The sequence below is a fragment of the Oerskovia sp. NPDC060287 genome (assembly GCF_042726775.1).
GTDB lineage: Bacteria > Actinomycetota > Actinomycetes > Actinomycetales > Cellulomonadaceae > Oerskovia > Oerskovia merdavium.
This window is the reverse complement of record NZ_JBHXBO010000259.1, coordinates 1-5,511: the sequence shown is the minus strand read 5'-3', so window position 1 is coordinate 5,511 and position 5,511 is coordinate 1. Positions and strand designations below refer to the sequence as shown.

Annotated in this window: 4 protein-coding genes; 1 reads left to right on the top strand and 3 read right to left on the bottom strand. The window is 70.1% G+C overall.

Annotated features, from left to right (window positions below; genetic code table 11):
- Window positions 1–50 precede the first annotated feature (50 nt).
- From ACFWFR_RS16970 to ACFWFR_RS16960, 3 genes are all read right to left on the bottom strand, one after another.
- Window positions 51–983, bottom strand: a complete 933-nt coding sequence (locus ACFWFR_RS16970; protein ID WP_377623778.1) for a glycine betaine ABC transporter substrate-binding protein — start codon at window positions 981–983, stop codon at window positions 51–53.
- Between the two features lie 94 nt (window positions 984–1,077).
- Window positions 1,078–1,953 (bottom strand): proline/glycine betaine ABC transporter permease, encoded by an 876-nt coding sequence (locus ACFWFR_RS16965; RefSeq protein WP_191800102.1) that lies wholly within the window; start codon window positions 1,951–1,953, stop codon window positions 1,078–1,080.
- Window positions 1,950–3,383 carry a glycine betaine/L-proline ABC transporter ATP-binding protein gene (locus tag ACFWFR_RS16960; protein WP_377623777.1) on the bottom strand — a complete coding sequence of 478 codons (1,434 nt, stop codon included), beginning with the start codon at window positions 3,381–3,383 and terminating at the stop codon, window positions 1,950–1,952. The genes ACFWFR_RS16965 and ACFWFR_RS16960 overlap by 4 nt, the downstream gene beginning before the upstream one ends.
- Window positions 3,384–3,923: 540 nt before the next feature.
- On the opposite strand from ACFWFR_RS16960, the gene ahcY reads away from it, so the two are divergent.
- Window positions 3,924–5,447 (top strand): adenosylhomocysteinase, encoded by a 1,524-nt coding sequence (gene ahcY / locus ACFWFR_RS16955; protein WP_377616793.1) that lies wholly within the window; start codon window positions 3,924–3,926, stop codon window positions 5,445–5,447.
- Window positions 5,448–5,511 lie beyond the last annotated feature (64 nt).

Below are 5,511 nucleotides of genomic sequence, written 5' to 3'. Positions count from 1 at the left end.
AGGCCGGCACCCCACGGGGGTGCCGGCCTGCCGCGTGTCGCGACCCAGGATCAGCCGTTCGCAGCGGCCTTCAGGTCGTCGACGAACGTCGGGTTGGCCTCGAGCCACTCGCGCACCGAGGCGTCGTTGTCGGAGCCCTCGTTCTCGTTGAACATGATGTTCTCGAGCGAGAAGAGCTGCTCGTCGCTCAGCGTGAGCGCCGAGATCCAGGACGCGACGTCGGGGTGGTCCGCGGTGAAGCCCGTGCGGGCGACCGAGTGGATCTTCTCGGCGTCACCCATCGCGCCCTCGGGGTCCTCGAGGTCCTTGACGGGGAACGCGTCGTAGGCCCAGTGCGGGCGCCACAGCGTCACGGCGACGTTCTCGCCCGCGTCGGTCTTGCTCTTGAGCTCGGCGAGCATGGCCGGGGTCGAGGAGATGACGAAGTCCATGTCGTCCAGCCCGTAGGTCGGGATGGCCTCGTCCTGCGTGATGCGGGTCAGGCCGGCGCCGGACTCGATGCCGACGATGCGGTTGTCGAACAGGTCGGCGTTCGCGGCGAGGTCGGCGAGGCTGTCGACGGGGGCGTCCTCGTTCACGGCGACGGTCAGCTTGGCGTCGTCGTACCAGTAGCCGAGGTCCTCGAGGTCGTCCCCGAACTTCTCCAGGTAGTCGGCGTGCGTGAGCGGGAGCCACATGTCGAAGTTGACGTCGAAGTCGCCCCCCGCCATGCCGGTGTAGACGACGCCGGGGTCGGCGGTCTCGGTGCGGACCGAGTAGCCCTCGTCCTCGAGGATCGCCTTGAACAGGTGCGAGACCGCGATGCCCTCGTCCCAGCCGGAGTGGATCGCGATGGTGATGTCCTTGCTGGGCTCGGCCGAGGCCGAGCCGGAGCCCGAGTCGGTCTCGCCCGAGGCGCAGGCTGCGAGCCCGAGCCCCAGCGCGAGCGAGGAGGCGACGATCGCCGTGCGACGACGGGCCTGGTGGTGACGTGCGGGAGACATGCTGTCCTTCCTTCGGGGGCGTGCCGCTGGTGCGGCCGTGCCCTCCTGGGTTGGTGGTGGTGCAGAAGACGTGCCGGCCCGGGCGGGCCGGGGCTCAGACCGCGCTGGCCGCGAGGGCCTTGGCGACGGGCGAGCGGGTGCTGAGCGCCGAGGTGACGCGGTCGAGGAAGATCGCGAGGATCACCACGGACAGGCCGGCCTCGAAGCCGAGCGAGATGTTGATGCGCTGCAGGGCCGCGACGACGTCGCCTCCCAGCCCGCCGGCGCCGACGAGACCGGCGAGCACGACCATCGAGAGCGAGAGCATGATGACCTGGTTGACGCCGGCCATGATGGTCGGCATGGCGAGGGGGAGCTGGATCTGGCGCAGGATGCGCCCGGGAGTCGACCCGAACGCGTGGCCGGCCTCGACGACCTCGGAGTCGACCTGGCGGATGCCCAGCTCGGTGAAGCGCACGCCGGGGGCGAGGGCGAACACCACGGTCGCGACGATGCCGGGGACGGGGCCCGTGAGGAAGATCATGACCATGGGGATGAGGTAGACGAACCCCGGCATGGTCTGCATGAAGTCGAGCACGGGACGCACGACGCGTGAGACCTTGTCGTTCCGGGCGGCCCAGATGCCCAGCGGGATGCCGATGACGAGGGAGATCACGCTCGCGACGAGCACGAGCGCCAGGGTGTCCATGGCGTTGTCCCACTGGTCGACGCTCGCGATCACGACGAAGCCGACGAGGGCGGTGACGGCCAGCTTCCACCCCTTGGCGAAGAAGGCGAGGACCGCGAGCACGAGCGCGACGACGAGGAAGGGCGGGCCCTGGAGGACCAGCGCGAGAGCGTCGTAGCAGGAGAGCAGGACGTCCTTGACGACCGCGAAGAACGGCTTGAACGAGGCGATCAGCCAGGCGACGAAGAGGTCGACCCAGTCGCCGAGCGGCAGCCGGGGGACGAACGTGTCGGTGGTGCTCATGCGTTCGCTCCTTCCGTCGTGGGGACGTCGTGCGGGGCGTTCGCGCCCTCGGCGGCGTCGTTCGAAGGACGGGGTCGGTGGTCCTCGTCCTCGTCGGGCCCGACGTCGTCGCTCTCCTCGAGCGTGGGCGGCACCATGGCCTCGAGCAGGGTCACGCGCGGGATCACGCCGACCAGGCGGTTCCTGTCGTCGGTGACCGCGACGGGAAGCGGGGACTCGGCTGCGGGGGCGAAGAGCTCCGCGAGGGGGGTGTCGACGCTCACGGGAGCGACGCCGTCGTGCACGATCGACTCGATGCTCGTGTGGTCGCCGCCCGACTTGAGGAGAGCGACCGCGTCGTCGTCGCGCACGACGCCGCGCAGGACGCGCTGACGGTCGACGACGTAGGCCGCCGACACCTGCGCCTCGCGCATGGTGCGGCTCGCCACGCGAGGGCCCCCGCCGAGCGGGACGACCGCCGTGGGGCGGACCATGACCGACGAGGCGGTCAGGACGCGGGTGCGGTCGACGTCGGCGACGAACTGCGCGACGTAGTCGTTCGCGGGGTCGGAGAGTATCTCCTCGGCCGTGCCGATCTGGACCGTGCGACCGTCGCGCATGACCGCGATGCGGTCTCCCAGGTGCATGGCCTCGTTGAGGTCGTGCGTGATGAAGATGATGGTCTTGCCCAGGGTCTGCTGGAGATCGAGGAGCTGTTCCTGCATCTCGCGGCGGATCAGCGGGTCGAGCGCGGAGAAGGCCTCGTCCATGAGCAGCACGTCGGTGTCCGCGGCCAGGGCGCGGGCCAGGCCCACACGCTGGCGCATGCCGCCCGAGAGCTGCGAGGGCAGCGAGTCCTGCCAGCCGCCCAGGCCCACGAGGTCGAGGGCCTTCTGCGCCTTGTCGCGGCGCTCGGCCTTGCTCATGCCCTGGATCTCGAGCGGGTACGCGGCGTTGTCCAGGACGGTGCGGTGGGGGAGCAGGGCGAAGTGCTGGAACACCATGCTCACGCGGCTGCGTCGCAGGGCGCGCAGCTGCTTGGCGCTGACGGTCGCGAGATCGGCGTCGCCCAGGAGGACGTGGCCGGCGGTGGGCTTCCACAGGCCGTTGAGCATGCGGATGAGCGTGGACTTGCCTGAGCCGGACAGGCCCATGACCACGAAGATCTCGCCCTGCTTGACGTCGAAGCTCGCGTCGATGACCGCGGCCGTGCCGAGGGGCTTGACGTCGGTGCGGCTCGCGCCCTCCTTGAGGCGGCGCACGGCCTCCTGCGGGCGGCGGCCGAAGACCTTGTAGACGCCCTGGACGCTGACGGCCACGGGGCGGTCGTCGGGAAGGGCCGCGGCGCCGTGGGCGCCGGGGTACGGCTCGGTCTCGACCGGGAGCAGGACCGGGGCCGTGCTCTGCCCGGTGCTGCTGTCGGTGCTGTTGCTCGTGCTGCTGGTCGTCATGCTGGCGGTGCTCGCCACCTTCCACGTGTCGTGGCGGTTCCGGAACGCTCCGGGGAGGGCGCCAGGGGGACCTGGCAGCGACCTCCCGGTGCGCTCAGCGCCGTCAGGCGCGTCACGGTCCACCGGATCGTGGCCCGCTGCCTGGGGCCGCCCGGGAGGGTGGCCGCCGCGAGACGCTGCGGGCCGTGACCTGTCGCCGGACGGCGAGGTGCCGGGGCCGGGACAGGTCGATCTGTCTCCTGCACCCTGCCCGATCCAAGGACGAATTGCTACCGAGTGGCCAGTGTGCATGGCGGTTTGCGGAGAGTTGCTTGACTGTTCAATCGTTGCGAGCGCGCGGTTTTGACCATTCACAGGATCGTTACTGCTTCGTGATCTTGAAATGGTCAAGCAGATTTGTTATCGCGCGCGGGCGCGAACTGTTGTATCGGCTCCCCGCCGCTCGAGGGTGTCGCCCGTGCCCGGCGTGGTCACCCCGCCCCGTCCCGCTGACCCCCGGTAGTCTGGAGCGACACCGTCAGAACCGTCGTTCGGAGCACCATGTCTTCTGCCACGCCCGCCGCCCAGGCCTCGTTCGACGAGGTCCCCGGCCGCTACAAGGTCCGCGACCTGTCCCTCGCCGAAGCGGGTCGCCACCAGATCCGCCTGGCCGAGCACGAGATGCCCGGGCTCATGGCGCTGCGCGCCGAGTTCGGCGAGTCGCAGCCCCTGGCCGGCGCGCGCATCGCGGGCTCGCTCCACATGACCGTCCAGACGGCCGTCCTCATCGAGACCCTCGTCGCGCTCGGTGCGCAGGTGCGCTGGGCGAGCTGCAACATCTTCTCGACGCAGGACGAGGCCGCCGCGGCCATCGTCGTCGGCCCGCACGGCACGCCCGAGGACCCCCAGGGCGTCCCCGTCTTCGCGTGGAAGGGCGAGAGCCTCGAGGAGTACTGGGACTGCACCGAGCAGATCCTGCTCTGGCCGGGCGACGAGGGCGCGAACCTCATCCTCGACGACGGTGGCGACGCCACGATGCTCGTCCACCTGGGCCTGCAGTACGAGCGCCTCGGCACGGTCCCCCCGGACACGCTGCCGGGCGAGCCGGACCACACGCACGAGATGAACGTCGTGCGCTCGGTCCTGCGCCGCGCGCTCGCCGCCGACCCGCTGCGGTGGACCGGCATCTCCGAGCAGCTGCTCGGCGTGACCGAGGAGACCACGACGGGCGTGCACCGCCTGTACCAGCTCGCCGAGTCGGGCGAGCTGCTGTTCCCCGCGATCAACGTCAACGACTCGGTCACCAAGTCGAAGTTCGACAACAAGTACGGCATCCGCCACTCGCTGCCCGACGGCATCAACCGCGCGACCGACGTCCTCATGGGCGGCAAGGTCGCGTTCGTCGCGGGCTACGGCGACGTGGGCAAGGGCGCAGCAGAGGCCTTCCGTGGTCAGGGTGCGCGCGTCATCGTGTCCGAGGTCGACCCGATCTGCGCGCTGCAGGCCGCGATGGACGGCTACCAGGTCGCGCGCATCGAGGACGTCCTGGGCGAGGCCGACTTCTTCATCACGACCACGGGCAACAAGGACGTGGTCACGGCCGAGCACATGACGGCGATGAAGAACAAGGCGATCGTCGGCAACATCGGCCACTTCGACAACGAGATCGACATGGCGGGGCTGGCCCAGATCCCGGGCATCACGCGCACCGAGATCAAGCCGCAGGTCCACGAGTGGACGTTCCCGGCCACGGGCGACGAGGAGCCGCGCTCGATCATCGTCCTGTCCGAGGGCCGCCTGCTCAACCTGGGCAACGCGACGGGCCACCCGTCGTTCGTCATGAGCAACTCGTTCTCGAACCAGGTCATCGGCCAGATCGAGCTCTTCGAGGACAGCAAGCGCCCCGAGGGCGAGCGGACCTACGAGCGTCAGGTCTACCGCCTGCCCAAGGTCCTCGACGAGAAGGTCGCGCGCCTGCACCTCGATGCTCTGGGCGTGCGCCTGACCGAGCTCTCGAAGAGCCAGGCGGACTACCTCGGGATCCCGGTCGAGGGGCCGTACAAGCCTGAGCACTACCGCTACTGAGCGGGCGTGCGCCGCTGAGCGCGAGGTCGACGCCGCAGGGCCGGGTTCCGGGAGGAGCCCGGCC

What these genes read in the sequence shown, in the direction of transcription:
- ACFWFR_RS16970 (WP_377623778.1), bottom strand. Translation starts at nt 983, where the DNA reads ATGTCTCCCGCACGTCACCACCAGGCCCGTCGTCGCACGGCGATCGTC.
- ACFWFR_RS16965 (WP_191800102.1), bottom strand. Translation starts at nt 1,953, where the DNA reads ATGAGCACCACCGACACGTTCGTCCCCCGGCTGCCGCTCGGCGACTGG.
- ACFWFR_RS16960 (WP_377623777.1), bottom strand. Translation starts at nt 3,383, where the DNA reads ATGACGACCAGCAGCACGAGCAACAGCACCGACAGCAGCACCGGGCAG.
- ahcY (WP_377616793.1), top strand. Translation starts at nt 3,924, where the DNA reads ATGTCTTCTGCCACGCCCGCCGCCCAGGCCTCGTTCGACGAGGTCCCC.